This is a genomic window from Pseudomonas sp. GD04091 (genome assembly GCF_029836165.1).
In the GTDB taxonomy this organism is placed as follows: domain Bacteria; phylum Pseudomonadota; class Gammaproteobacteria; order Pseudomonadales; family Pseudomonadaceae; genus Aquipseudomonas.
Genome location: NZ_JAOEBG010000020.1, coordinates 33162 through 59434 on the forward strand (window position 1 = coordinate 33162; position 26273 = coordinate 59434).

At 65.2% G+C, this 26273-nt stretch carries 18 protein-coding genes; all 18 read left to right on the forward strand.

Annotated elements, in window-relative coordinates; translation table 11 throughout:
• The first annotated feature begins 108 nt into the window (after positions 1 to 108).
• The 18 genes from betI to N7422_RS20690 all read left to right on the forward strand — a co-directional run bounded on the left by betI (position 109) and on the right by N7422_RS20690 (position 26174).
• Positions 109 to 765 carry a transcriptional regulator BetI gene (gene betI, locus N7422_RS20605; RefSeq protein ID WP_279808280.1) on the forward strand — a complete coding sequence of 219 codons (657 nt, stop codon included), beginning with the start codon at positions 109 to 111 and terminating at the stop codon, positions 763 to 765.
• A 38-nt stretch (positions 766 to 803) separates the two neighbouring features.
• Entirely contained in the window at positions 804 to 2276 is a 1473-nt protein-coding gene (gene betB / locus N7422_RS20610; protein ID WP_279808281.1) for a betaine-aldehyde dehydrogenase, read from the forward strand.
• Positions 2277 to 2353: 77 nt separating this feature from the next.
• A complete protein-coding gene (betA, locus tag N7422_RS20615) occupies positions 2354 to 4051 on the forward strand; it encodes a choline dehydrogenase (RefSeq protein ID WP_279808282.1) in 1698 nt (565 codons plus the stop codon).
• 435 nt (positions 4052 to 4486) lie between these two features.
• A complete protein-coding gene (locus N7422_RS20620; protein ID WP_279808283.1) occupies positions 4487 to 5200 on the forward strand; it encodes an autoinducer binding domain-containing protein in 714 nt (237 codons plus the stop codon).
• Positions 5201 to 5324: 124 nt separating this feature from the next.
• Positions 5325 to 5873: an acyl-homoserine-lactone synthase gene (locus N7422_RS20625; RefSeq protein ID WP_279808284.1), complete on the forward strand. Its 549-nt coding sequence runs from the start codon at positions 5325 to 5327 to the stop codon at positions 5871 to 5873.
• A 50-nt stretch (positions 5874 to 5923) separates the two neighbouring features.
• Positions 5924 to 6862 (forward strand): diiron oxygenase, encoded by a 939-nt coding sequence (locus tag N7422_RS20630; protein WP_279808285.1) that lies wholly within the window; start codon positions 5924 to 5926, stop codon positions 6860 to 6862.
• Positions 6863 to 6878: 16 nt separating this feature from the next.
• Positions 6879 to 7469: an aminodeoxychorismate/anthranilate synthase component II gene (locus N7422_RS20635; RefSeq protein WP_279808286.1), complete on the forward strand. Its 591-nt coding sequence runs from the start codon at positions 6879 to 6881 to the stop codon at positions 7467 to 7469.
• A 32-nt stretch (positions 7470 to 7501) separates the two neighbouring features.
• Entirely contained in the window at positions 7502 to 8962 is a 1461-nt protein-coding gene (gene pabB, locus N7422_RS20640) for an aminodeoxychorismate synthase component I (RefSeq protein WP_279808287.1), read from the forward strand.
• Entirely contained in the window at positions 8959 to 10218 is a 1260-nt protein-coding gene (locus N7422_RS20645) for a chorismate mutase (protein ID WP_279808288.1), read from the forward strand. The genes pabB and N7422_RS20645 overlap by 4 nt, the downstream gene beginning before the upstream one ends.
• A 2-nt stretch (positions 10219 to 10220) precedes the next feature.
• Positions 10221 to 11543 (forward strand): hypothetical protein, encoded by a 1323-nt coding sequence (locus tag N7422_RS20650; protein WP_279808289.1) that lies wholly within the window; start codon positions 10221 to 10223, stop codon positions 11541 to 11543.
• Complete coding sequence (locus N7422_RS20655) at positions 11540 to 13246, forward strand: thiamine pyrophosphate-dependent enzyme (RefSeq protein ID WP_279808290.1); 1707 nt, start codon at positions 11540 to 11542, stop codon at positions 13244 to 13246. Before N7422_RS20650 ends, N7422_RS20655 begins: the two co-directional genes overlap by 4 nt.
• Positions 13247 to 13283: 37 nt before the next feature.
• Positions 13284 to 18977 carry a non-ribosomal peptide synthetase gene (locus tag N7422_RS20660; protein WP_279808291.1) on the forward strand — a complete coding sequence of 1898 codons (5694 nt, stop codon included), beginning with the start codon at positions 13284 to 13286 and terminating at the stop codon, positions 18975 to 18977.
• 29 nt (positions 18978 to 19006) lie between these two features.
• On the forward strand, positions 19007 to 19894 hold the full coding sequence (locus N7422_RS20665; protein ID WP_279808292.1) for an isochorismatase family protein: 888 nt from the start codon (positions 19007 to 19009) through the stop codon (positions 19892 to 19894).
• Positions 19891 to 20661: a 2,3-dihydro-2,3-dihydroxybenzoate dehydrogenase gene (locus tag N7422_RS20670; RefSeq protein WP_279808293.1), complete on the forward strand. Its 771-nt coding sequence runs from the start codon at positions 19891 to 19893 to the stop codon at positions 20659 to 20661. Before N7422_RS20665 ends, N7422_RS20670 begins: the two co-directional genes overlap by 4 nt.
• Positions 20662 to 20695: 34 nt before the next feature.
• Positions 20696 to 21421: a hypothetical protein gene (locus tag N7422_RS20675; RefSeq protein ID WP_279808294.1), complete on the forward strand. Its 726-nt coding sequence runs from the start codon at positions 20696 to 20698 to the stop codon at positions 21419 to 21421.
• Positions 21418 to 22827 (forward strand): chorismate-binding protein, encoded by a 1410-nt coding sequence (locus tag N7422_RS20680; protein ID WP_279808295.1) that lies wholly within the window; start codon positions 21418 to 21420, stop codon positions 22825 to 22827. Before N7422_RS20675 ends, N7422_RS20680 begins: the two co-directional genes overlap by 4 nt.
• An 88-nt stretch (positions 22828 to 22915) precedes the next feature.
• Entirely contained in the window at positions 22916 to 24826 is a 1911-nt protein-coding gene (gene thrS / locus N7422_RS20685; RefSeq protein WP_279808296.1) for a threonine--tRNA ligase, read from the forward strand.
• Positions 24827 to 25163: 337 nt separating this feature from the next.
• Entirely contained in the window at positions 25164 to 26174 is a 1011-nt protein-coding gene (locus N7422_RS20690; RefSeq protein ID WP_279808347.1) for a 3-deoxy-7-phosphoheptulonate synthase, read from the forward strand.
• Positions 26175 to 26273: the final 99 nt, after the last annotated feature.

Here is a 26273-nt window from a genome sequence, read left to right on the forward strand (position 1 = left end):
TCGCAGAGCTTATTCTTTATTGATTGAACGTTCAATCAAAACAAAATAGACTGGCCTTCGCCGAGGCAGCCGCTCGTCGTCTGTCCGCAGGCCTGAGGAGATAGCAAGATGCCCAAGGTCGGTATGCAACCCATCCGCCGCCAGCAGTTGATCGAAGCCACGTTGCAGGCGGTCGATCAGGTCGGACTGGGAGATGCCAGCATTGCGCTGATTGCCCGTTTGGCCGGCGTGTCGAACGGCATCATCAGTCACTACTTTCAGGACAAGAACGGCCTGATCGCAGCGACGATGCGCTACATCATGAACATGCTCAACGAGGGTGTGATCGCGCGTCGTCAGGCACTCACGGACGACAGCCCGCGTGCCCACCTGAAGGTGATCATCGAAGGCAACTTCGATGCGAGCCAGGTGAATGGCCCGGCAATGAAAACCTGGCTGGCCTTCTGGGCCTCCAGCATGCACCAGCCGTCTTTGCACAGGTTGCAGCGGATCAACGATCACCGCCTGTATTCCAACCTGTGCTGCCAGTTCCGCCGCGTCCTGCCGCTCTACCATGCGCGCAAGGCCGCCCGCGGACTGGCGGCCCTGATCGACGGCCTGTGGCTGCGTGGCGCCCTGTCGGGAGATGCATTCGACACCGACCAGGCGATACGAATTGCTTACGAATACATGGATCTACAACTGGCTAAACAGCAGTCCCTGGGCACAACCGACCAGGCCTCTGAACAGCCGCGCGCAGCGACCAGCCAATCGGCAGGAGCGTGACGCGGCAGCCAACCACACACTGCACTTGCGAGGACACTATGGCCCGTTTCGGAACGCAAAAACTCTACATTGATGGCGCTTACGTCGACGCTGGCAGCGACGCCACCTTCGAAGCCATCAACCCGGCCACCGGCGAAGTCCTCGCCCACGTGCAGCGCGCCACCCAGGCTGACGTCGAGAAGGCCGTGGAAAGCGCCGAGCGCGGCCAGAAAATCTGGGCCGCGATGACCGCCATGCAGCGTTCGCGCATCCTGCGCCGCGCCGTCGACATCCTGCGCGAGCGCAACGACGAGCTGGCCATGCTGGAAACCCTGGACACCGGCAAGTCCTACTCCGAAACCCGCTACGTCGACATCGTCACCGGCGCCGACGTGCTGGAGTACTACGCGGGCCTGGTCCCGGCCATCGAAGGCGAGCAGATTCCGCTGCGCGAATCGTCCTTCGTCTACACCCGCCGCGAGCCACTGGGCGTGACCGTCGGTATCGGCGCCTGGAACTACCCGATCCAGATCGCCCTGTGGAAATCCGCTCCGGCCCTGGCCGCCGGCAACGCGATGATCTTCAAGCCGTCGGAAGTCACTTCGCTGACCACCCTGAAACTGGCCGAGATCTACACTGAAGCCGGCCTGCCGAACGGCGTGTTCAACGTCCTGACCGGCAGCGGCCGCGAAGTCGGCACCTGGCTGACCGAGCACCCGCGCATCGAGAAAGTCTCCTTCACCGGCGGCACCACCACCGGCAAGAAAGTCATGGCCAGCGCCTCCAGCTCTTCGCTGAAGGAAGTGACCATGGAACTGGGCGGCAAGTCGCCGCTGATCATCTGCGACGACGCCGACCTGGACAAGGCCGCCGACATCGCCATGATGGCCAACTTCTACAGCTCCGGCCAAGTCTGCACCAACGGCACTCGCGTGTTCGTGCCGGCGTCGATGAAAGCCGCCTTCGAAGCCAAGATCGCCGAGCGCGTCGCGCGCATCCGCGTCGGCAACCCGGAAGACGAAAACACCAACTTCGGCCCGCTGGTCAGCTTCCCACACATGGAAAGCGTGCTGTCGTACATCGCCAAGGGCAAGGAAGAAGGTGCCCGCGTACTGTGCGGCGGTGAGCGCCTGCTGGAGGGTGCCTTCGCCAAGGGCGCCTTCGTCGCCCCGACCGTGTTCACCGACTGCCGCGACGACATGACCATCGTCAAGGAAGAGATCTTCGGCCCGGTGATGAGCATCCTCTCCTACGAGACCGAGGAAGAAGTCATCCGCCGCGCCAACGACACCGAATACGGCCTGGCCGCCGGCGTGTGCACCAACGACATCAGCCGCGCCCACCGCATCATCCACAAGCTCGAAGCCGGCATCTGCTGGATCAACGCCTGGGGCGAGTCGCCGGCCGAAATGCCGGTTGGCGGCTACAAGCAGTCGGGCGTCGGCCGTGAGAACGGTGTCAGCTCGCTGGCTCAATACACTCGCATCAAGTCGGTTCAGGTCGAGCTGGGCGGCTACAACTCGGTTTTCTAAACCCTGTCCAGCCACGCCCGTGCCAGTGAGCACGGGCGTTTCCGCTCCCTGATCACCGCCAACGAGGGTACTTTTTCATGTCCCAAGAATTCGACTACATCATCGTCGGAGCAGGCTCCGCCGGTAACACCCTGGCCACCCGCCTGACCGAAGACGCCAGCGTCACCGTGCTGCTGCTGGAAGCCGGTGGCCCCGACTACCGCTTCGACTTCCGCACCCAGATGCCGGCCGCCCTGGCCTTCCCGCTGCAGGGTCGCCGCTACAACTGGGCCTACGAGACCGATCCGGAGCCGCACATGGACGGCCGCCGCATGGAATGTGGCCGCGGCAAGGGCCTGGGCGGCTCCTCGCTGATCAACGGCATGTGCTACATCCGCGGCAACGCCATGGACTTCGACGGCTGGGCGGAACTGCCAGGCCTGGAAGACTGGACCTACCTGGATTGCCTGCCGTACTTCCGTAAAGCCGAAACCCGCGACATCGGCCCGAACGATTACCACGGCGGCGACGGCCCGGTCAGCGTGGCCACGCCCAAAGCCGGCAACAACCCGCTGTTCCACGCCATGGTCGAAGCCGGCGTGCAGGCTGGCTACCCGCGCACCGAAGACCTCAACGGCTACCAGCAGGAAGGCTTCGGCCCGATGGACCGTTCGGTCACCAAGAACGGCCGTCGCTCCAGCACCGCCCGCGGCTACCTGGACCAGGCCAAGAAGCGCCCGAACCTGACCATCGTCACCCACGCCCTGAGCGACCGCGTGCTGTTCGATGGCAAACGCGCCGTTGGCGTGACCTACCTGGTGGGTGACAGCGAAGAGCGCGTCGAAGCCCGCGCCCGCAAGGAAGTGATCGTTTCCTCCGGCGCCATCGCCTCGCCGCAACTGCTGCAACGCTCCGGCGTCGGCCCACGCGCCCTGCTGGAAAGCCTCGACATCCCGGTGGTCCACGACCTGCCAGGCGTCGGCGAGAACCTGCAGGACCACCTCGAGTTGTACCTGCAGTACGCCTGCACCCAGCCGGTGTCGCTGTACCCCTCGCTGCTGTGGTGGAACCAGCCGGCCATCGGTGCCGAGTGGCTGTTCAACGGCACCGGCATCGGCGCCAGCAACCAGTTCGAGGCCGGCGGTTTCATCCGTACCCGTCCTGAGTTCAAGTGGCCGAACATCCAGTACCACTTCCTGCCGGTCGCCATCAATTACAACGGCTCCAACGGCGTGAAGGAGCACGGTTTCCAGGCGCACATGGGCTCCATGCGTTCGCCTGCCCGTGGTCGCATCCAGGCCAAGTCGAAAGACCCGCGCCAGCACCCGAGCATCCTGTTCAACTACATGTCCACCGAGCAGGACTGGCAGGAATTCCGCGACGGCATCCGCCTGACCCGCGAAATCATGGCCCAGCCGGCACTGGACCCGTACCGTGGTCGCGAGATCAGCCCGGGCGCCCACGTGCAAACCGATGAAGAGCTGGACAAGTTCATCCGCGAGCACGCCGAAACCGCCTTCCACCCGTCCTGCTCGTGCAAGATGGGCACCGACGACATGGCGGTGGTCGATGCCGAAGGCCGCGTCCACGGCATGCAAGGCCTGCGCGTGGTCGACGCGTCGATCATGCCGCTGATCATCACCGGCAACCTCAACGCCACCACGATCATGATCGCCGAGAAGATCTCGGACAAGATTCGTGGTCGCCAGCCGCTGCCGCGCAGCACCGCCAAGTACTACGTGGCCGGTGATGCTCCGGTGAAGGGCAAGGCACTGCGTGAAGTGAAGCAGGGCTGAGCCAGCGACTCAGTGTCCCTGCACCTGTAATACCATTGGGGCCGCTTTGCGGCCCCAATTGCTTCACACTGACCGGCCTTGACCGCCAGTTGCGCAGCAACCCAATGGAAACGGTTCAGTACCGCACGTTCTGCGCGAATGGCTGCCACTTCCAGCCAGAAAATCGTAACAGTCCCCCATCCTGCTACTCCGTGCCCGCCCTGGCCTGGCACTGTCGTGCCCGATTCGCCGAACGCCAACGCGAAAGATCCTCCCTCCTCCTGCACGTCAGTGCCCTCCCCTGTTTCCCCGCCCAACGCATTTCGTCGGTTTCAGGACCACGATGAAAAATCCGTCATAAATTTGGATCCAAAATCCGGAATGCCATATTCTCCGCTGGCCAGCAGTCCGGCGTAGCCCGAGTGGCATCCCATACAAGAGACAACGAGAACAAACATGGAAGGTTGGCAGATCGAGCTTTTGCATGCACTGGAACGGGCCGGCGATGAAAACGTCATCTTTGCCTTGATCCTGGAAGCCAGCGTCGCGCTGGACTTCAACTACTGCGCCTATGGCCTGCAGACCCCCTACCCTCTCTCCAACCCCAAGGCGATCATGCTCAACAACTACCCGGCCCGCTGGCAGGAGCGCTACAAGGAAGCCCGGTACCTGGAGAGCGACCCCACCATCCTCCTCGGTCGGCAGTCGGAACGCGTCATCATCTGGAGCGACCAGCTCTATACGCAGACGCCCGAGCTATGGGAGGAGGCCCGTGGCCACGGCCTGCGCAAAGGGCTCTCGCAATCGATTCTCAACGCCGGCGGAACCTGCGCAATGCTTACGCTGGCCCGCAGCGACGGCGATATCAGCGAACGCGAGCTGCGCCACAATGGCGAGCAGCTGCGCTGGCTGGCCAGCACCGCCCACGCATCGCTCAGTTCAATCCTGACCAAGCGTCACCGCAACGCCGAGGCCCCAGAACTCACCGAGCGCGAACGGGAGATCCTCAAATGGACCGCGGATGGCAAGTCAGCCAGTGAAATCGCCGACCTGCTGACGGTGTCGAAAAACACCATCGACTTCCACATCAAAAATGCCGTGCGCAAGCTCAAGACCGCCAACAAGACCGCCGCAGTGGTGCGCGCCGCCATGCTCGGCCTGCTGTTCTGAAACCACCGCCAAGGCACTAACATGACAGGCGAATGAATACCACCCTACTGCTTTTGGTAGGTTACACAGCCAGGGACTGTTGTATCTAATAGCTCCGCCAACGGAAGTTTGCGGAGCCCAAGAAATGGAATTCATCACCGGAACGCTGGAAACACTGGACGCCAGCGTACGCTCGGCCATGGCGCACTATCGGTACCAGGTATTTGTCCGACAGTTGGGATGGGAGCTGGACTGTGAAGAGGATGCCGAATTCGATCAGTTTGACCGAAGCGATACGGTTTATATCCTCGCCCGGGATGAAAACAAACAAGTAGTCGGGGTGGCGCGTTTATTGAGCACCGCCACGCCTTACTTGCTCAGCGAAATATTTCCCGAACTAATGGCCGGCCAGCCGATGCCCGCCAGCGAACAGGTCTGGGAATTGTCGCGTTTCGCCGCCGCCGGCCCTTCGTCGTGTCGTGCCGAGCGTCAGATTTCCTCGCCCAACGCCATCGCCCTGATGCAGGAGACCTTGCGCTGCGCCGCGGAGTACGGGGCTCGCAAGCTGATCACCGTATCACCACTGGGCATCGAACGCCTGCTGCGCAAGGTAGGCATCGATGCCTCCCGCGCCGGTCAGGTCTGCAGCAAATATGGCCAACCCCTGTATGCATCCTGGATCACCGTGAACTGAGCGGCGAACGGTTCGCCATTCGTTCCCACCCCACCTGACTGGAAAAAAACATGAGCCTCGACCAGATCAATGATCATTGGTACGCGAAAGCGACTGTCCGCAGCACACCGCGAATCATCGTCCCGGAATATGACGGCGAACAACTTATCTATCCCGTCTCGCGTTGTGCCATGTGCGAACACCCGATTATTCAGGCGCAAGGCAAGGGCATTAAAAACTATATATTGACCCAAGCGGCCTATCAGTTCCTCTACAACGTTGGGTTACTGGAAACGAAGTTCATAATCCAATGCTGCCTGGACATGTTGCACGACCGTTTCACCGGTATTGGCGATGTGGAAAAACTACAGGCCCTCACCGTCATCATCGACGAGGGTTACCACGCCCACGTGGCGCTGGACTATCTGACCCAGATGAATGAAAAGAGCGGCATCGAGGCGATCGAGGTGCCGCAGACCAACCAGAAGCTGAACGCGACCGCCCGCGCCTACGCGCAACTGCCCGAATCGCTGCGTACCGAATTCCAGCTGCTGGCCGTGACCATCGCCGAGAACGTGCTCACCGACGAAGTGGCCAACCTGGGGCGTGAACGCGAACTGAGCAAATCGTTCACCACCCTCATGACCGATCACGTTCGCGACGAAGGTCGCCATTCGCGGTTCTTCGCCGACCTGATGAAAAAACGCTGGCCGACCCTGCCGGAAAGCACCCGCGAGCGCTTCGGCCTGATGCTTCCCGCCTACCTTGACGACTTCCTCGACCTCGATCCCGAGCGACGCTTCGAACGCCGCATCCTGGCCCATTGCGGCCTTACCCCGGAACAGGCCGAGCAAGTGATCCACGAATCCGACCCGACCTTCCACGCCGACCATGCGCGCATGAAGAAATCGATTCTCCAGCGTCTGTACCGGCTGCTGCGGCAGATGGGCATCCTCGACCTGCCACAGGTCAGGGAAGCGTTCGCCGACCGCGACTACGTCAGCGCTTGAGCGGAGGGGAACGACTGTGAAAACACTGATCGTCGACAACTTCGATTCGTTCACCTACAACCTGTTCCAGTTCATGGGCCAGGTCTGCGGCGAAGAGCCTGACGTCTTCACCAACGACGTATCGCCCGCAGACATCGACCTGAACCGCTACGCCGCCATCATCATCTCCCCTGGCCCCGGTACACCGGCGCGCAAGAGCGATATCGGCCTGAGCGAAGACGTCATCCGCGATGCCAGCGTGCCTGTGCTGGGCGTCTGCCTCGGCCATCAATGCATGGCCCACCTGCACGGGATGGACGTGGTGCATGCCCCCGAACCGATGCACGGACGCCTGAGCCGCATCAGCCACGATGGCCAGGGCGTCTTCGCCGGGCTGCCCGCCGACCTGACCGTGGTGCGCTATCACTCGCTGATGGTGCGCCAGGTCAAGTCGCCGTTCGTGGTCAGCGCCTGGGACCAGCACGGCATGATCCACGGCATCCGCCACAAGGATCGACCACTGCACGGCATCCAGTTCCACCCCGAATCCATCTGCACCGAAGCGGGCCTGCAGATGCTCGGCAACTTCCGCGACCTCGCGCACCAGCACCAGGGCGGCCGCTGCTGACGGCCCTCGCCTGACTTTTCCGGAGATTCTAGATGAGCGACAACCGTGTCGAATTCCGGGCCTTTGACCATGTGCCCGACACCCTGGCGGCCTTCGAGCAAGAGTTCGCCCAATCCCCGGCCCGCTTCCTGCTGGAGAGCAGCGTGGTTATCCCGGGGTTTTCCCGATTTACCTTCATGGGCGATTCCCAAGGCCGCTGGGGCGAGGTGCTGCGCTACAAGCAGGAGAGCAGCAGCGTGGAGATCCAGCGCCTCGAGGGCACGCAGCACGAGCGCGCCGAAGACTTCCTCGGCTGGCTCGGCGAACGCATGCGTGCGCAGCACACTCCGTGCCCCGACGCACTGCCGTTCGACTTCAACCTCGGCTATGTCGGGGTTCTGGGTTATGAGCTGAAGGTGGCTACCCTGGGCGATCCTGCCTGGTCGTCCCCCGCCCCGGACGCCTGCTTCATGTTCGCTACCCGCATGCTGGTGATCGACCATCAGGAAAACCGCAGCTACCTGCTGCATCTGCTCAGGGACGATCACGACACGCCGGTGGCTCGCGCCTGGCTCGACCAGGCCTGCGAGCGCCTGCAGTCACTGCCAGCCGCCCAGCCACTGGCAAGACGCCCGCGGCGCATGTCGCTCGACCAGGTCGAGCACTGGATCCGTGCTCACGCCAAGGCCCGCCACGAAAAGCCGGCCTATATCGAAAAGATCCTCGAGGCCCAGCGCCAGATCGTCGATGGCGAAACCTATGAAGTCTGCCTGACCAACCTGGTCGAGCTGCCGTTCGAACACTCCGCCTATGCCCTCTACCGGATCATGCGCGAGCTGAGCCCGGCGCCCCACGCGGCCTACTACGCGATCCCCGGCTTCGAGATGGCCAGCTCTTCCCCGGAGCGCTTCCTCAAGGTCGATCGTCAAGGCGAGGTCGAGGCCAAGCCGATCAAGGGTACCCGCCCACGCAGCGACGATGCGCGGGAAGACCAGCGCCAACTCGACGATCTGCGCCAGGACGAGAAGGACCTGGCCGAGAACCTGATGATCGTCGACCTGCTGCGCAACGACCTGGGCAGGGTATGCCAGATCGGCTCGGTGAAAGTGCCCGGCCTGTTCGTGGTGGAGAGCTACTCCCACGCGCACCAGCTGGTGTCGACCATCCAGGGCCAGCTCAAGCCTGGCATGCAGGCGCTCGATTGCATCAAGGCCAGCTTCCCCGGCGGCTCGATGACCGGCGCCCCGAAAAAACGCACGATGCAGATCATCGGTGAACTCGAACAAGGCGCCCGGGGCGCCTATTCGGGGTCGCTGGGGTGGATCGGCCTGGGCGGAGCCTGTGACCTGAGCATCCTCATCCGCAGCGTGGCGGTACATGACGCGCTCGCCCGCTTCGGTGTCGGCGGCGCCATCACCGCGCTGTCCGACCCGGAAAGCGAATATGTCGAGACCGTGGTCAAGGCCAGTGGCGTGGTGGAAGCGATCGCCCTGCTCGAGGAGGTGAGTGCATGAGCCTCCCCTCGCGCCCGGACAACGGGCAAGCCATCGTCATCGGCGCCGCCGGCTCGATCGGCCGCATGCTCTGTGAGCAACTGAGCGCAACCGGCCTGAAAGTACTGGGCGTCGACCTGGTGCCGGCGCAGGTGCCAGTGTCACAAGGCTACGAAACCCTGCAAGACGACATCTGCGCGCCATCCGCGCAGCTGTGCCAGCGGCTGGCGAACGCCAATCTGCTGGTGCTGGCAATCTCGGAGAAGGTCTTGCTGCAGGCGCTTCCCGCCTTGATCCCGCACCTGGCGCTGGAGTGCCTGCTGGTCGAGACGCTGTCCATCAAGAGCGCGTTCGCCACACTGATTCGCGATGTTTCGCTGCCGCAGGCCGTGGCCGGGCTCAACCCGATGTTCTCTGGCGACCTGTCGCCCGAGGGTCGACCGGTGGTGGTGGTTCCCTATCAGGCCGGGGTGCAGCTCGACGACCTGCGCGAACGCCTGGCAAGCCGTGGCATGCGCCTGTTCACGCTGTCGGCGCAGGAACACGACCAGACCATGGCCCTGCTGCAGACCGTCGGCCACTCCATGGTACTCGCCTTCGGCCACTCCCTGGCGGCCAGCGGTGTGCCCCTGGCGCAGTTGATCGAGCTGGCCCCGCCACCGTTCAAGGTCATGCTCTGCCTGCTGGCCCGCATGATGACCAACCACCCTGACGTGTACTGGGAGATCCAGGCAGCCAACCCGGCCTCCGAGGCCGCGCGCGAAACGGCCATCGCCCATCTGCAACGCCTGGACGGGCATGCCCGCAGCGACGCCCACGTCGAGTTCCTGGCCGCCATGGCCAGCCTGCGCAACCACCTGGAAGAGGTCCAGCCACAACTGGCGGCAACCTGCCGGCAGCTGTTCGAAGTGGTCGAGGGGCACGCGCCGCGGCCCTCGGGCAACGGCGTCGCGCTGGGCAGCCACCGTGAACGCATCGACCGTATCGACGATCAGCTGATCGACCTGCTGGCACAACGCCTGGACATCATCCGCGAGGTCGCCCACAGCAAGAAGGACAGCAATACCGCCGTGATGCAGCCAGAACGGGTCAGGCAGGTGGTCGGCCGCTGCACCGCGCGCGGGCACACCCGCAATGTCCCGGCGGCGCTGATCGAACAGCTCTACCACGCCATCATCGAGCAGTCCTGCCAGATCGAATACGACGTCATTGGCGGCCCCCGCCAGACGCTGCTCGCCGTCACCCCGGAAGTGTTTTCTCAGACAGGAGTCCGCTGAACATGAATCAGGACAAGCACAACGCCGGCCCGCTCATCGAATGGCTGGCCCAGACCCTCGATCAGGATTACCAGTACCGTCAGGACACCCTCAGCCTGACCGCCAACGAGAACTACCCGAGCGAACTGGTACGCCTCACTTCCGGCAGCACCGCCGGGGCGTTCTACCACTGCTCCTTCCCCTTCCCGGTACCGCTGGGCGAGTGGCACTTCCCCGAACCCGGGCAGATGAACGAGATCGCCGACGACCTGCGCGGGCTGGCCAGGCGCATGCTCGGTGCCCAGGCATTCGACTGGCGTCCCAATGGCGGCTCGCCCGCCGAACAGGCGCTGATGCTGGCGGCCTGCAAGCCAGGTGAAGGTTTCGTGCACTTCGCCCATCGCGACGGTGGGCACTTCGCCCTCGAGCAGCTCGCGAGCAAGATGGGCATCGAGATCTTCCACCTGCCGGTCGACCCGCACACCCTGCTGATCGATGTTCCCAGACTCGACGACCTGGTGCGACGCAACCCGCACATCCGTATCGTCATCCTCGACCAGTCGTTCAAGCTTCGCTGGCAACCGCTGGCGGAGATTCGCGCCGTGCTGCCCGAGTCCTGCACCCTGACCTACGACATGAGCCACGACGGTGGCCTGATCCTGGGTGGCGTGTTCGACTCGCCGCTGGCCTGCGGCGCCGACGTCGCCCATGGCAACACGCACAAGACCATTCCAGGTCCACAGAAGGGGTACATCGCCTTCAAGTCCGCCCAGCACCCGTTGCTGGTCGACACCTCGATGTGGGTCTGCCCGCACTTGCAGAGTAACTGTCACGCCGAGCTGCTGCCGTCGATGTGGGCGGCGTTCAAGGAGATGGAGGCCTTCGGCCCGGCCTACGCCCAGCAGATGGTACGCAACGCCAAGGCCCTGGCGCGCCAGCTCCATGAGCTTGGCCTGGAGGTTTCCGGCGAGTCGTTCGACTTCACCGAAACCCACCAAGTGCACTTCGCCGTCGGCAATCTGCAACAGGCGCTGGCCATGTGCGTCGACAGCTTGCATGCCGGCGGCATCCGTTCGACCAACATCGAGATCCCCGGCAAGCCAGGCGTGCATGGCATTCGCCTGGGCGTACAAGCCATGACCCGCCGCGGCATGCGCGAGGACGATTTCCGCCAGGTCGCCGGGCTGGTCGCCGACCTGTACTTCAAGCGCACCGAGCCCGCACGCGTCGCCGCCAGAGTCAAGGAGCTGCTGGCGGGTTTCCCTCTGGCGCCACTGGCGTACTCGTTCGACGGGCAGATCGACGAAGCCCGTCGCCACCTGCTCGAGCGAGGAATCCAGCGATGAACGTACTGACCCGGTTATTCACCTCGTCTCGGGAAATGACCCTCGGGCAACTGGTGGGCCATGTGCTGGTGGAAAACGACATAAGCGATCTGTTCTGTATTCCCGGCGACTTCACCATGCAGCTGTCGCGAGAGATGCTCGGCACTCCGGGCCTGACCCTGCGCACCATGTCCCACGAATACAGCACCACCCTCACCGCCCTGGGCTATGCCCTCGGCGGGCAGGCGCCTGGCGCGGTGTGCTTCACCTACGGGGTGGGTGCGCTGAACGCCATCAATGGTATCGCCCAGGCCTACGTCGAACGGCTGCCGCTGGTGGTGATTTCCGGTTCGCCCGGGCACAAGGAGCGCCAGGGCTCGATGTTCGCCCACCACACCATCGTCGACCACGGCACACAGTTGCGCCTGATGAAGGAGGTCACGGTGCACCAGGCCTGCATCGAGGATCCACACCAGGCCCAGGACCAGTTGCGCGAAGCGGTCGCCATCGCGCTGCGCGAGTCACGCCCGGTGTACGTCGAGATCCCCCGCGACCTGTTCCTGCACAAGATCCGCCATACCCCACGCCGCGCGCCGCTTGAGCGTCAGCCGGCGCTGTTCGACCAGCACGCCCTCGGTGCGGCCGAGCAAGCCCTGAAGCTGCTCGACCAGGCCACACAACCGATCCTGGTACCCGGTCTCGACATCAAGCGTGGCCACCTGGGAGACGAGGCCCTGGCCCTCAGCGACGCTCTCGGCCTGCCCTGGGTCGAAACCCCGATGTCACGGGGCGGCCTGCCAACGGCGCATGCCAACTACCGGGGAATCTACGCCGGCCCGGCCTCGCCTTCGCGCCTGACCCAGACCCTGGTCGACGGCTGCGACGTGCTGATGCTGCTGGGCGAACCCAACTCCGACGTGAACATGGGCATCGCCAGCCAGATCGCCGGTGGTCGGCTGATCCACGCCAACGACGGCGTGGTGATGGTCGGCCGACAGCGCTACGAGCTGAGCACCGAAGCCTTCCTGCGTGCCCTGCTTGGCCTGGCCAGCACCTCGCGGCGCCACGGCCAGACCCTGGCGCCACTGGAGGCGGAACAGACCGCCTTCATCCGTCCGCCGGCGCCGGAGCGGCTGCTCGCCTCGGACTCGCCACTGACCCCCTACGAGATCATCGACGAACTGAACAGGGTGTTCAGCGAGCATCCCGACCTGGACCTCATCGCCGACTGCGGTGACGCCTTCTTCATGTCGCTGGGCATGTTCCCGCGTGACGTGCTGGCCTCATCCCTCTACATGAGCATGGGGCTCGCCGTGCCGGGCGCCATCGGCTACCAGCTGGCGAGCGGCAAGCGCCCCTTGGTGCTGGTAGGGGACGGTGCGTTCCACATGACCGGCAACGAACTGATGCATGCCGCGCGCTTCGGTACCAGCCCCATCGTCGTGATTCTCAACAACCGGCGCTGGACTTCGCTGTCCGGCAAGCCACAGGACCGTCCGCTGACCGAGCAACCTGACCTGGAGTTCATCGACATTGCGCGATTCCACAAAGTGCAGGGTTTCACCGCGCACACCTCGGAGCAGCTTCGCGAGCAGCTCGCCGAAGCCTTGGCCATGGACCGCCCCGTACTGATCGATGCACGGGTCGCCCCCGACACCCGCTCCTACCTCTGCGAGCGTTTCTTCGATGCGGTGCAGAAGCAGCAGCATCTGCCCAAGGCCTGAGCCGCAGAGCCTCAGACACAGAATGGAGCCGTTTGAAATGGAAGCCGTCACCACTCTCCCGCTTACTGCCGCCCAGCACGCGATCTGGCTGGGGCAGCAGATGGCCAGCGACAGCGCCGCTTACAACATCGCCAGCCTGCTGCGCTTCGACGGCCGCCTGGACGCGCAGCGCCTGGCCGCCGCCCTGAACCAGGCCGTGGGCGAGAGCACTTGCCTGCGCGTGCGCCTGTGCGAAACGCAAGGCCAGGTGCAGCAGCAGATCCTCGCTGAGCCCCGGTGCAGCCTCGCCGAGCACGCCTTTGCCGACGAAAGCCAGGCCCGTCGCTGGATGGCCAGTGACCTGGCCACGCCTGTCGACCTGGAACAGGGCCCGCTGCTGCAGGCGAGCCTCGTGCGTATCGCCGACGCCGCCGATTGCCTGTACGTAAAGAGCCACCATATCGCGCTGGACGGCGTCGGCCTTGGCCTGTTCCTCAAGCGCTGGGCACAGTTGTACGCCGAGCGGTGTGGCCAGAACATCGTCGCGGCGCCGCTTGGCGCGTTCGACAAGGTCCTGGAAGCCGAACAGGCCTATCAGGCATCGCCGCGCTACGCGCAGGACCGCAGCTTCTGGCAGGGGCAGGTCGACGGCAGCCTCACCGTGGCCAGCCTCAATCCACAGGTGAAACTGCCGACCAGACAAGCCTTGCTGTACCGTGGCCAGCTGTCCGAGGCGGCCTTCCAACGCCTGCGCCAATGCGCCAGTCAGCTGCACAGCCACTGGGTGCACGCGCTGATCGGGGCCTTCGCCGCCTTCATCGGCCGCAGCACCGGCCAGCGTGACGTGGTGGTCGGCATCCCGATGATGAACCGCCTGGACACTCAGGCGCACGATGTACCCTGCACACTGGCCAACGTGCTGCCGCTGCAGGCCCGGATCGATCCTTGGACCCGCGTCGGCGAGCTGGTCGCCGAGGCCGGCAAGACCCTGGCCGGCCTGCGCGAACACCAGCGCTACCGAGCCGAGGACATCCGCCGCGACTGCAATCTGCTCGGCGAGGGCCGACGCCTCACCGGGCCGCAGATCAACATCGACATCTACTCTCCCACACTGGCCTTCGGTACGCTGGGCTGTGACGTCGAGGTACTCAGTGCCGGCGCCGCCGACGACCTGTCGCTGCTGGTCCAGCCGCTACCAGGCCAAGGGCTGCGCGTGTGCGGCATGGCCAACCCCGAGCTGTACGACGCGCAGGCGCTGGGCGCCCACGTGGAGCGCTTCCTCGCCTTCGTGGAAGCCTTCGCCACCGACGCCGAGCGTCCGCTCGGTCAGCTCGAAGCGTACGTACCGATGGCCTGCCCGCCGCTGGCGCAAGCCCGGCAAGATCAGGCGACGCTGCTCGACGGCTTCGCCCGCTGGGTTGCCAGCACACCGGATGCGGTCGCGCTGACACTGGGCGACCGCTCGTTGAGCTACCAGGACCTCGACCGCCAGGCCAACCGCCTGGCTCACCTGATCAAGGCCCACCTGCCGGCCCGCACGTCTTCGCCGCAACGCACCATCGCCCTGCTGCTGGAGCGTTCGCTGGAAACCGTGGTGACCATCCTTGCCGTGCTCAAGTGCGGCGCGGCCTACGTGCCGTTGGACCCCGACGCCCCTGAAGAACGCCTGGCCGGCATTCTCGACGAATGCACCGCCGAACTTCTGCTTTGCAGCGAAGCCACGGTGGCCAAGGCCTGTACCCTGCAAGCCGAAGGACGGACCCTGAGCATCGACGCCCAGGCCACGCTCGAAGCCCTGCGGCAGTCCGCGGAGCATGCGCCGCAAGGCGGTCCGCAACCCCAGGACAGGGCCTATGTGATCTACACCTCGGGCTCCACCGGCAAGCCGAAGGGCGTGTGCGTCAGCCACCACAACGTGGTGCGGCTGTTCAGCAGCACCGACGCCTGGTTCGACTACCGCAGCAGCGACGTCTGGACCGCCTGCCATGCCTACATGTTCGACGCCTCCGTCTGGGAAATGTGGGGCGCGCTGCTGCACGGCGGGCGCCTGGTGATCGTGCCGGTGGACACCACCCGCGACCCCCATGCCTTGCTGGAGCTGGTGGTGCGCGAGCAGGTCACCGTGTTCGGCCAGATTCCCTCGGCGTTCTATCGCTTCATGGAGGCCGAGGCCGACCATCCCGAACTGGTCGCACGCATGAACCTGCGCTACCAGTGCTTCGGGGGCGAACCCCTCGACCTGGGCCGCCTGGCTCCGTGGTTCGAACTGCCGCGCCCGGCCGGCACGCAATTGCTCAACCTGTACGGGATCACCGAGACCACCATCAACACCTGCCACCGCTTCATCACCCGCGAACAGGTGCTGGCCAATGCAGGCAGCTTGATCGGCCGGCCCTACGCCGACATGGACATCCTGGTCCTGGACGACGCGCTGCAGCCGGTACCCGAAGGTGCGCAAGGCGAGATGTACGTGCGTGGCGAGGGCTTGGCCCAGGGCTACCTGGCCCGCCCCGAACTGGATGCCACGCGCTTCGTCGCCGACCCCTTCGGCGCGCCGGGGCAACGCATGTACCGCAGCGGCGACGTGGCGATCCGCCTGGCCGACGGTGAACTGGAGTACATCGGCCGCGCCGACCAACAGGTCAAGCTGCGCGGCTATCGCATCGAGCTGGGTGAGATCGAGAGTTGCCTGCGCGCTCACGTGTCGGTGTCCAACGCCGTGGCCCTGGTGGTGAGCGACCGAGCCAACGACCCGCGACTGATCGCCCACGTGGTCCCTGCACCGGGCTACGCAGTAGGCGATGTCGACAGCGAAGCATTGCGTGAACACCTGCGCGAACACCTGCCGGCCTATATGGTGCCGTCGGCGATCGGTGTCCAGCAGGCCTTTGCCGTCACCGCCAACGGCAAGCTCGACCGCCGTGCCCTGCCGGCCATCGAGGCGAACCACACACGCCACCTGGAACCGGCGCGGGACAGCCTTGACGAACAGGTACTGGCCCACTGGTCGACGCACCTGGACCAGCAGCGAATCGGTATCGACGACGATTTCTTCGCCATCGGCGGCGACTCGATCAAGGCCATCGGCCTGTGCCGCGACCTGGGCCTGCCCGTGCTGCAACTGTTCGAGCAGCCAACGCCTCGCGGCTGCGCCGACTACCTGCGACACAGCGGCATGAGTACCGGCGACAGCTGGACCCAGGCCATGGGGGCCAGCGCCCGCACCGACCGCGCCACCTTGCTGCTGGTGCCGTTCGCTGGCGGCAACGTGTTCGCCTACCGGCAACTGGTCGAGCAGCTTGGCAGTGCCTTCAACTACCTGTGCGTGCGCCTGCCCGGCCATGACGTGGTGCGTGCCGATGAGCCTTTCGCGGACAATGCCACCATCGCCGCTGGCGTGGTCGCCGACGTACTGGCCAAGGTGCAGGGCCCCCTTCTGGTCTACGGCCACTGTGCCGGCAACGCACTGGCACTGGACATCAGCCGTCGCCTGGAGCAAGCCGGCGCTGACCTGCGCGGGCTGACCATCGGTGGCATGCTGCTCGACCTGCAGCCCGACGAAATCGAGCAGCAGGTGGCCGAACGGTCGGGTGAGCAGATCATCGGCTTCCTGCGTGAACTGGGTGGATTCAAGGAAGTCCCGGACGCGCAAAGCCTGGCGGCCATCGCCCGGATGACCAAGCACGACGCCGGACAGACGGCCGCGTTCTTCAGCCGCGAGGCCAGGCAGCGCGCATCGCTGCAGGCCCCCATCCATGTCATCGTCGGCAGCGACGACCCGTTGACCCCGGACTACGCCAGCCGCTACCTCGACTGGCAGGCCTATAGCACGGATGTATCGCTGGACGTGATCGAGGGCGGTGGCCACTACTTCGTCTCCGAGCAGCCGGAGGCACTGGCACAGGTGCTGCTGCGTCGCAACGCGACACTGGCCAGGCCCCAGGCGCGGCGCACGCAGCACGTGCTGCGTGACTTCCACAACCCGTTCGATGCCGCCCATGGCCACTTCCTGCTGCTGCGCAACGGTGCTTCGCAGCCGTCGCTGTGGCCAAGCTTCAGCCCGATACCGCACGGTTGGCAGGTGGCATTCGGCCCGGCTTCGCGCCAGGACTGCCTGGACCATCTGCAGGCTCATGCCCAGTCAGCGGTACCCCAGCTGCCCGGACTGGATGCCCCCTACTGGCCGGAGAGCTTCGAGCGCTACTACCGCCAGCAGGGTGCCTGGACGGGTGAAACCCTGGATGCCTGCATTGCCCGGCATGCCCGCCAGACCCCCGAGCGGATCGCGGTCAGTGACGGCGAACGCAGCCTCACGTACGCCGAACTCGACAGCCGCTGCAACCAGCTGGCCGACGGATTCAGCCGATTGGGGCTGCGCCCAGGCGATCGCATCGTGGTGCAGCTGCCCAATGTGCTGGAGTTCATCGAGACCACCTTCGCCCTATTCCGCCTCGGCGTGGTCCCGGTATTCGCCCTGCCCACCGACCGGCGCAACGAGATCACCCATATCGTCCAGGCCAGCAAGGCCGCGGCATATCTGATCAAGGACCGCGCCCTGGGCTTCGACTATCGAGACATCGCCCGCGAGCTGCTGGCCCTGCCGGATGCGATCCGCCACGTGATCGTGCTGGGTGATGCCGCGGAGTTCGTCCCCTATGCCAGCCTGTATGGCACGGACCTGCCAGTGCCGGCCGGAGACAGCCGCGCGCCAGCGCTGATCACGCTGTCCGGTGGCAGCACCGCCATGCCCAAGCTGATCCTGCGCCGGCATGATGATTACCTCTACAGCATCCGTGTCAGCGCCGAGATCTGCCAGCTGGGACCGCAGAGCGTGTACCTGTGCGTGCTGCCGGCCGGGCACAACTTCACGCTCAGCTCGCCCGGCTTCATCGGCACGCTGCTTGCCGGCGGCAGGGTCGTGATGCAGGCCGATCCCAGTGGCTCGGCCTGCTTCGCCAGCATCGCCCGCGAAGGGGTGACCTTCACCGCCCTGGTACCGAGCCTGGCCCAGGCCTGGCTGCACGCGCCACGCCAGCACGACCTGAGCAGCCTGCGCTTCCTGCAGGTGGGTGGCGCACGCCTGAGCGACGACGTCGCGGCACGCCTGAACGACAGCTTCGACTTCACCCTGCAACAGGTCTACGGCATGTCCGAAGGACTGGTCTGCTACACCGACCTGGCCGACGACCTCGACCAACTGCTGCATACCCAAGGGCGGCCGATGAGCCCGCTGGACGAAATCCTCGTGGTCGATGACGACGACCAACCACTCGCCGTCGGGCAGCCAGGCCATTTGCTGGTGCGCGGTCCGTACACCATCCGCGGCTACCTCGATGCTCCCCAGCAGAACGCTCGGGCCTTCACCGCCGATGGTTTCTACCGCACCGGCGATGTCGTGTGCCTGCGCGCGGACGGCTACCTGGTGGTCACCGGCCGGCACAAGGATCAGGTCAACCGTGGCGGCGAGAAGATCGCCGCGGAAGAAATCGAAGGCCACCTGCTGGCCCACCCTGGAGTACTGGAGGCGGCCGTGATCGGCATACCCGATCCGCACCTGGGCGAACGCTCTTGCGCCGTGCTGGTCGCCGCGCCCGGCCAGGGATGTGACACCGAGGCGCTCAAGCTCCACCTGCAGGCGCGCGGCGTTGCCGTGCAGCGCATTCCCGACCAGTTCCAGTGGCTGTCCGGCCTGCCCAAGACCACCCTGGGCAAGATCGACAAGAAGGTTTTGCGCCAGCAATTCGCGGCGTGACCCGCCCTAACGCTTTCAAGGATATTCCGATGGCTATTCCACAGATCCAGCACTACCCGATCCCCAGCCAGGTCATGCTGAGCCGTCCGGCACTGCCATGGACGCCGGCACCTGAGCGAGCGGCCCTGCTGATCCACGACATGCAGAACCACTTCCTCAAGCCCTATGCCTCGCAGGCCTTCGTCGACACCCTGGTGCAACGCATCCAGTCGGTGCGGGCGGTCTGCCATGCGCTTGGCATGCCGGTCTACTACACCGCGCAGCCCGGCGATCAGAGCGTCGAGTCGCGCGGCCTGCTGTGCGACCTCTGGGGGCCAGGACTGGCCGAAGACGGGCACAGCCCTGGCATCGTCGCCGGGCTGACTCCCGACCCTCGGCGCGATGTCATGCTGGTCAAGCATCGCTACAGCGCCTTCGCCCGCTCCGACCTGCTCGAACGCCTGCGCGCGGCGGGTCGCGACCAGCTGATCATCTGCGGTGTCTACGCCCATATCGGCTGCCTGGTCACCGCCACCGACGCCTTCATGGCCGACATCCAACCGTTCGTGCTGGCCGATGCTCTGGGCGACTTTTCCCTGGAGCGCCACCAGCTGGCGCTGGAACACATGGCGCACTGCTCGAGCGTCGTGCTGTCGACCCGCCAACTGCTCGATACCCTCGCCCCGACTCGACCGGCCCATGACCTGCTCGGTGACGTCGCCCGTTGCCTGGCTCTGCCCAAGGAACACGTCGCCGAAGTGGACGACCCGGTGCAGCTTGGACTGGACTCGGTACGCCTGCTGATGCTGTTCGAACAGTGGCAGGAGGCGGGCCTGCCGGTGACCTTCCTCGAACTGCTCGAGCGCCGCAGCATCCGCGCCTGGTCGCAACTGATCGATCAACGCCGGCAGGCGCAGGTCGCTGGAGAACCCGCATGAGGCGTTTCGCTGGCAAATCGGTACTGGTGACAGGCGCCGCGCGCGGCATCGGTGCCGCCGTGGTCGAGCGCCTGCTCGCCGAGGGTGCCACGGTGATCGCGCTCGACCGCGACGAGGCTGGCCTGGAGGCCATCGCCCAGCGCCTGCCTACGGACAACGTCAAGCTCCACGCCGCCGACATCACCGACCGGCAACAGATCGCCAGCCTGGTCGAGCGCATCGACGAGCATTATCCACTCGACGGCCTGGTCAATGCGGCGGGCATCCTCGAGGCAGCGCCCTTCACACAGATCTCCCCACAAGCGTGGCTGCGGCTGTTCGAGATCAACGTGCACGGCACCTTCCATGTTTCCCAGGCCGTTGCCCGGTGCATGTTGCAAAGGCGCCGGGGGGCGATCGTCAACGTTGCCTCCAACGCCGCGAGCACGCCGCGGGTCAACCTGAGCGGTTACTGCGCCTCGAAGGCCGCCGTGGCCATGCTCACTCGCTGCATGGGCCTGGAACTGGGCCAGCATGGCGTGCGCTGCAACGTGGTATCCCCCGGTTCCACCCGCACCCCCATGCTGCACCAGCTGGCCGGTGACGACGACAGCCTCGACCAGCGCATGGTCCAGGGCGACCTCGGCCTGCATCGCATCGGCATTCCGCTGGGCAAGATCGCCGAACCCCAGGACATCGCCGCGGGCATCACCTTCCTACTGTCGGACGATGCCAACCACATCACCCTGCAGGACCTGGTCATGGATGGCGGCGCCACCTTCGGCTGAGCACCCCATCATGGATATTGCGAGACGGACTGCCATGGACATCACTATTTCGCCCCATTCCAACCCCACGCGCAGCAACGACCACGTGCCACCAGGCCGGGCCGGCGCTGGCCCGCTGAGCCAGCACCTGGACCAGGCCCTGAGCGGTGAAGGCTTCATCCAGTGGATCGAGGTGCCGACCGACGCGAGCGTCGATCGCCACACCCTCGACACCACCTGCCAGCGTCTGCGGCGCTATCTGCAGTGGATGATCGGCGGCCCGGTGCTGACGATCCTGCACGTCACCCCGGCGCAGGCTTCTGACCTGGTCGGGATCAGCGATGCCTACCTGGCCGTCGACACGGCCAATCAAACGGGCCACGCAGCCTCGCTGAACCTGCTCGACAACCAGCTCCGCCCGGCCTGGCCGGAGGTGACGGTTCGCCCGCTGGCACTGGAGGCACACGGGCTGAGCCCGGCCCGGCTGGCGCAACGGCTTGCCGACGCCAACCCGGCCAGGGCCCACACCCTGGCGCTGCTGCTGTGCGATGTCCCACCACTACACGACGGCAGCCTCTGGCTGTTCGACCCCCGCGACAACCCGCACAACCTGCGAAGCGTGACGCAACCGGACAGACGCCCGCACGGCCTGGTCCATCGCTGGCACGGCATGGTCGACGCCGCGGCCCGGCCACCGTTGCCCGCCCCGTCGGATTTCGAAAGAGGCCTGCAGCTCTGCAGTCACCTGGCCCAGGTATTCAAGGAGCCAACTTGCGCATGATCAGCCCCTTTGACTTTTCCCTTCCCGCCCCTGCGCTCGGCGTGCAGGACACCGGCAGCGCGCTGCTCGCCGAACTGAGCAGTGCCTTTCCGGCACTCGCCGAGCAGTTCAGTTGCGTCTTCAGTGAGCACACCGATGGGCGTGACCGCTCGCTGGTCGGGCTCGGCAGCCAGTATCGCCTGTGCGTGACCCGCGAGCCGCAGGCACTGCGTATCGACTGGCTCGACCACGACCGTGTGCTGTACCGCGACATCCTGCACCTGGACCGCGAACGGTGCTTTCACGAACAGCTGTTCAAGGGTGTCGCGCACTTCTGGAAGACCCTGCGCGACACCTCGCCCGCACTGGCAGGCCTGCCCGGCGATGTACCCTTGCTGGGCGGCTGGCGCTGCGCCACTCACCCGGAACGCCTGGACGAGCCACTGATCATGACCCTGCCGAGCCTGTTCCTGTGGGTGGAGCATGGCCGTATCAGCGGCGCGACCTTCGCCGCCGACCTGCAGCCTCGGATCGAGCAGGCCGTGGCACGCCTGGCGCCACGCAGCTATCCGGCACTGCCCGCAGTCAGCAGCTGCGAGCTCATCCCGCAATGCACCGACTATGTCGACAACCTGCTCGACCTGCTCAAGGAAATGTCGACCAGCGAAGCGGACAAGGTGGTGATCGGCCGTGAGGTCCGCCTGAAGATGAGCGAGGCGGTGGATCCCCTGCAGTTGCTCGAACAAGTCGCGCCACGTCCCAATCCGCACTACGAATACCTGTTCTGCTGGGACCAGGGACCGGCATGGATCGGCATCTCGCCGGAAACCCTGATCCGTACCCATGGCAGCAACGTGGTCGTCGAGCCTCTCGCCGGAACCCGCAAGGGCTCCAGCGAAGCGCTCAAGCGCGACCGCTATCGCCAGGAACTGCTATCGGACAAGAAGGAGCTGGAAGAGCACGAAACCGCGGCCCAGCTGTTCCTCGAGCAACTCCAGCAGGTTTGCCGACCAGGTTCGCTGGACCTGCGCGAATCAAGAAACGTCATCGACCTGGGGTATGTACAACACCTCAAGAGCCGCATCGAAGGCGAGCTGGCCACCGGCGCGAACGTGTTCGACGCCCTGGCCGCCGTCTACCCGCCGGCGACCATCTGGGGCAAACCCCTGGACCTGAGCGGCGAGCGGATCCGCCGTTTCGAATACATCGACCGCGAGTTCTTCACCGGAGGCCTGGGCTACCTCACCCTCGCTGGCCAATCCAACTTCGCGCTGGCGATCAGGACCGCGAAGGTGACCGCGGCGCATGTGCACATCTTTGCCGGCAGCGGCATCGTCAAGGCCAGCGATCCTTACCGGGAATGGCTGGAGACCAGCAACAAGATGAAACCCTACCTGCAGAATGGCTCCTGGTCATATCGAGGGTGATACCGCCGCAAAGCCTTGCACCAGGTCACGCAAGGCTCTCTACACCGGCGCCCAGGCGCCAACGTCAAACTAAACGGGCAGCAAAAACATGATCTCAATCGCTCTACCGGATGGCAGTCGCAGGGAATTCCCGGAACCGCTCAGCGTCCAGCAACTGGCACAGTCCATCGGCAGCGGCCTGGCGGCCGCCACACTCGCGGCGAAGGTCGACGGGCGTCTGGTCGACGCCTCGTGCATGCTGACTGGCGATACCACGGTCGAGATCGTCACGAACAAGAGCGAAGACGCCCTCGAGATCGTCCGCCACTCCACCGCGCACTTGCTCGCGCAGGCTGTGCAGCGCCTGTACCCGGGCACCCAGGTGACCATCGGCCCGGTGATCGACAATGGCTTCTACTACGATTTCGTGGCCGAACGCCCGTTCAACCAGGACGACCTGCCACTGATCGAAGCTGAAATGCACCGGATCGTCGCCAGCGCCCTGCCGATCGAACGCCAGGAGCTGTCGCGCGGACAGGCCATCGACCTGTTCACGACCCTGGGTGAGTCGTACAAGGTGCGGATCATCGAGGACATCCCGGCGCAGGAAACCCTCTCGGTGTACCGCCAGGGTGAGTTCACCGACCTGTGCCGCGGCCCCCACGTGCCCGATACCAGCAAGCTCGGGGCGTTCAAGCTGATGAAGGTGGCCGGCGCCTATTGGCGCGGCGACTCCAGCAACGCCATGCTCAGCCGCATCTACGGCACCGCCTGGCTGAACGACAAACAGCTCAAGACCTACCTGTCGCAGCTGGAAGAAGCCGAGAAGCGCGACCACCGCAAGCTGGCCAAGCAATACGACCTGTTCCACCAGCAGGAGGAAGCGCCAGGCATGGTGTTCTGGCACCCCAAGGGCTGGGCGATCTGGCAGACGGTGGAGCAGTACATGCGCAAGGTGTACCGCGACAGCGGCTACCAGGAGGTGCGCTCGCCACAGGTGGTGGACAGCTCGCTGTGGCGCCGGTCCGGGCACTGGGACAACTACAAGGAGAACATGTTCGTCACCGAATCGGAAAACCGCCAGTACGCGCTCAAGCCGATGAACTGCCCGGGGCACATCCAGATCTTCAAGTTCGGCCTGCGCAGCCATCGCGAGCTGCCGATCCGCTACGGCGAGTTCGGCGGCTGCCACCGCAACGAGCCTTCCGGGGCCCTGCACGGCATCATGCGCGTGCGCGCCTTCACCCAGGACGACGGGCACATCTTCTGTACCGAGCAGCAGATCGAGGCGGAAATCCGTACCTTCCACCAACAGGCCCAGAAGGTCTACAAGGCCTTCGGTTTCGAGGACGTGGCGGTAAAGATCGCCCTGCGCCCCGAACCCGGCAAGCGCCTGGGCAGCGACGAAGTGTGGGACAAGGCTGAAAACCAGCTGCGTTCGGCATTGTCGGCCTGCGGCGTGAGCTGGGAGGAACTGCCAGGCGAAGGCGCCTTCTACAGCCCGAAGATCGAATACCACCTGCGTGATGCGATCGGTCGCGAATGGCAGGTCGGCACCATCCAGGTCGATTACCACATGCCAGATCGCCTGGGCGCCGAGTATGTCGACGAGCACTCGCAGCGCCGACGCCCGGTCATGCTGCACCGGGCGATCGTCGGCTCGCTGGAGCGCTTCATCGGCATCCTCATCGAGCATCACGCCGGTGTCTTCCCGACCTGGCTCGCGCCGGTACAGGCGATGCTGCTTACCGTGACCGAGGCCCAGAACGCCTACGCCGAGCAGGTGCGCCAGCAGTTGCGCGAGCGGGGGCTACGGGTCGAGGCTGACCTGCGCAACGAGAAGATCGGCTACAAGATCCGCGAAAGCACGCTGCAGCGGGTGCCTTACCTGCTGGTGATCGGCGACCGCGAGAAAGACAGCGGCACGCTCACCGTGCGCAGCCGCACCGGGGAGGACCTCGGCACCTTGAGCGTCGATGACTTCGCCGAGCTGCTGGCCAGGGACAACCAGATGGACTGACCTCGCCCGTCACGGGCTTCGAACGCGCGGAGCCCGTGGCCAGCCCAGGGATGGCCTGGTTTGGAATGGATGCTGAACCCAGGAGGTCGTGATGTTTGCAGCCCCACCCGATTAGCCAGGCGGTCGCCACACCTTCGCCACACGCCACACGCCACTTTGCCTCGCAGCCACGCGCAGGCGCGGCCGGGTCGCGCCTGCGCGTCAGCGGCGAAGCGCGGTTCGAACACCCCCGAAAGCGTGCACCTCTGTTTTCCAGAACGACATCAGGACGTCCGACATGAACACCATCGCCACCTTGCGTTCGACCCCCCTTGCTGCCCAGGCCTACGGCCTGGACATGGACCCCAGCACCCAGGCACTGCCCAGCGCCCATGCGCTCAGGACAATGCTGCCGCTGGACGAGCGCCTCGCAGCGCAGATCCGCCAGCAGCGCCATCAGGTCAGGGAGATCATCCACGGCAACGACCCACGCCTGCTGGTGATCGTCGGGCCATGCTCGCTGCATCACGGCCAGGCCGCACTCGAGTATGGCGGCCGCCTGGCCGACCTTGCCGACGAGCTGCGCGACGACCTGCTGATCGTCATGCGCGCCTATGTGGAGAAGCCACGGACCACGGTTGGCTGGAAAGGCCTGATGTACGACCCCGACCTCAATGGCAGCGACGACATGTCGGCCGGCCTCGAGCGATCCAGGTCGCTGATGCTCGAACTGGCCGGGCTCGGCCTGCCACTGGCCTGTGAAATGCTGCAACCCATGGCCGCGCAGTACTTCAGCGACCTGCTGAGCTGGGTGGCGATCGGTGCCAGGACCTGTGAATCGCAGATCCACCGTGAGCTGGTCAGCAGCCTGGACGTCCCGGCAGGCTTCAAGAACGGCACCGATGGCGGCCTGGGCATCGCCTGCGACGCCATCTGCAGCGCCGCCCACCCGCATCGCTACTTCGGCATCGACCTGCTCGGCCGGCCGGCACTGATCCGCAGTACCGGCAACCCGGACTGTCACCTGGTACTGCGCGGCGGGCGCAACGGCCCCAATCACCATGCCGAAGCCGTCGACCAGGCACGTGTTCAACTCACCGCAGCCGGTATCGCGCCGCGCCTGCTGGTGGATTGCAGCCATGCCAACAGTGGCAAGGACTACACCCGTCAACCGCAGGTGCTGGAGGAAGTGCTGGCACAGCGCCGCGCGGGCAACCGCGACCTGTTCGGCATCATGCTGGAGAGCAACCTGAACCCAGGCCGGCAGGATCTTTCGACGCAGCTGCGCTATGGGGTATCGATCACCGATGGCTGCCTCGGCTGGGACGATACCAGGGCGCTGTTGCGCCGCGCCGCCGAGCTGGCCTGAGCGGACTCCGGCGACACACCCGTGTCGCCGGAACGCTTTGACAGTCGCTGCAGTGCTCGGGTTAGAATTCTGGCACGCGAACTGCTTGTTCCCCTCGCC